Annotated in this window: 2 rRNA genes and 1 pseudogene (1 of these 3 cut by a window edge); 2 read left to right on the top strand and 1 reads right to left on the bottom strand. The window is 58.2% G+C overall.

Annotation, left to right across the window (positions count from 1 at the left end):
• Positions 1–1585: ribosomal RNA gene (locus tag ASC68_RS25480) — 23S ribosomal RNA — on the top strand; it begins 1144 nt to the left of the window's first position.
• Positions 1586–1710: 125 nt separating this feature from the next.
• A 5S ribosomal RNA gene (gene rrf / locus ASC68_RS25475) occupies positions 1711–1826 on the top strand.
• A gap of 257 nt (positions 1827–2083) precedes the next feature.
• Here the strand turns inward: rrf and ASC68_RS25470 are convergent.
• A pseudogene (locus ASC68_RS25470) lies at positions 2084–2500 on the bottom strand (ATP-dependent DNA ligase); the annotation flags it as partial.

Raw genomic sequence — 2500 nt, 5'->3', positions numbered from 1 at the left:
TTGTTGCAAGCGGTAGCGGAGCGTTCCGTAAGCCTGCGAAGGGATACTCGTGAGAGATCCTGGAGGTATCGGAAGTGCGAATGATGACATGAGTAGCGATAAAGAGGGTGAGAGACCCTCTCGCCGTAAGTCCAAGGGTTCCTGCGCAATGCTAATCAGCGCAGGGTTAGCCGGCCCCTAAGTCGAGGCAGACATGCGTAGACGATGGGAACCACGTTAATATTCGTGGGCCTGGTGGTAGTGACGGATCGCGCGGGTTCGTATCCCCTTATTGGATTGGGGGTGCGATGAGCCGGTTCCAGGAAATAGCTCCACCAACATAGACCGTACCCTAAACCGACACAGGTGGACAGGTAGAGCATACCAAGGCGCTTGAGAGAACTATGCTGAAGGAACTCGGCAAATTGCACGCGTAACTTCGGGATAAGCGTGACTTCTATTTGGGCAACCGGATAGAAGTGGCACAAAAAAGGGGGTAGCGACTGTTTATCAAAAACACAGGGCTCTGCGAAGTAGCAATACGACGTATAGGGTCTGACGCCTGCCCGGTGCCGGAAGGTTAAATGGAGAGGTGCAAGCTTTGAAATGAAGCCCCGGTAAACGGCGGCCGTAACTATAACGGTCCTAAGGTAGCGAAATTCCTTGTCGGGTAAGTTCCGACCTGCACGAATGGCGTAACGACTTCCCCACTGTCTCCAGCATAGACTCAGCGAAATTGAATTCCCCGTGAAGATGCGGGGTTCCTGCGGTCAGACGGAAAGACCCCATGAACCTTTACTATAGCTTTGCGCTGGCACTTGTGTCGGCATGTGCAGGATAGGTGGTAGGCTTTGAAGCCGGGACGCCAGTCTCGGTGGAGCCGCAAGATGAGATACCACCCTTATCGTCATAGGTGTCTAACCGCGATGTAACAGCATCCGGGACAGCGCATGGTGGGTAGTTTGACTGGGGCGGTCGCCTCCCAAAGAGTAACGGAGGCGCGCGATGGTGGGCTCAGGACGGTCGGAAATCGTCCGCTGAGTGCAATGGCATAAGCCTGCCTGACTGCGAGACTGACAAGTCGAGCAGAGACGAAAGTCGGTCATAGTGATCCGGTGGTCCCGCGTGGAAGGGCCATCGCTCAACGAATAAAAGGTACTCTGGGGATAACAGGCTGATACTGCCCAAGAGTCCATATCGACGGCAGTGTTTGGCACCTCGATGTCGGCTCATCACATCCTGGGGCTGGAGCAGGTCCCAAGGGTATGGCTGTTCGCCATTTAAAGTGGTACGTGAGCTGGGTTCAGAACGTCGTGAGACAGTTCGGTCCCTATCTGCCGTGGGTGTAGGAATGTTGAGAAGAGCTGACCCTAGTACGAGAGGACCGGGTTGGACGAATCTCTGGTGGACCTGTTGTCGCGCCAGCGGCATTGCAGGGTAGCTATATTCGGACGGGATAACTGCTGAAAGCATCTAAGCAGGAAGCCTCCTTCAAAACGAGCATTCCCTTGAGAGCCGTGGAAGACCACCACGTTGATAGGCTGGATGTGGAAGCGCCGTGAGGTGTGAAGCTGACCAGTACTAATAGCTCGATTGGCTTGATCGTTCTCATTAATCCATGCCCGCAAACAGCGGCACGGAACGAGTGATCGGCACCCAAGATCAAAAATCATCTGCCAGGCTAACCGCCAGCAGCATGGAACCAGAATTCACACGCATGTTTTTCGCCGATCTGGTGGTAATTGCGAGGAGCCCAGAACCCGATCCCATCCCGAACTCGACCGTTAAACTCCTTTGCGCCGATGGTACTAAGTCTCAAGGCTTGGGAGAGTAGGTCGCTGCCAGGTCTGCCAAAAACATGCGTTCTCTTAACGACTAGAAAACAACAAAACCCCGCCCGCGTAAGCCGGCGGGGTTTTGCTTTATGCGCTCAAACGCGCCGCAAGCCATCGCCCAAGCTGAGCCAGCCCGCATTGATCCCCGCGCTTGTCAGGACGCCAGCGCAGCAGACGCGTGCCGTGCCAAAAGCCCCGGCGGTGCCCTTATCGCGCCCCTAGGAGGGGCGAGGGGACGCGGGCGGCGCCGACGGTGCAAGCCTAGGGGGCTACCGTCCCAGCTGCTCCATCCCGCATTGGTCCGCACGCTTGTCAGGACGCCAGCGCAGCAGCCGCGTCCCGTGCCGGAAGCGCTCGCCGCTCACATGGTCGTAGGACACTTCCACCACCAGCTCGGGGCGCAGCGCCTCGTAGCGCTCGGTCCGCTCCGTCGACCAGCGGCTCGGTCCGCCCGGCGCTCGGCCGGTAAAGCCGGGGCCATCCGCCAACGCCGCGAGCCGCCGCGTCAGCTCGGGCTTGTTCTCCTCGGCCAGCGCCGAGGTGAAGCCGACATGGTGCAGCTTGCCGGCCTCGTCATAGAGCCCGAGCAGCAACGACCCCACCAGCTTGCTGCCGGCGCCGTAGCGAAAGCCACCGACCACGCAATCCGCCGTCCGGATCCGCTTGATCTTCAGCAGCTCACGCTC

Origin of the sequence: Devosia sp. Root105 (assembly GCF_001424865.1) — a bacterium.
Lineage (GTDB): Bacteria > Pseudomonadota > Alphaproteobacteria > Rhizobiales > Devosiaceae > Devosia_A.
This window is presented reverse-complemented; position numbering and strand designations above follow the sequence as displayed.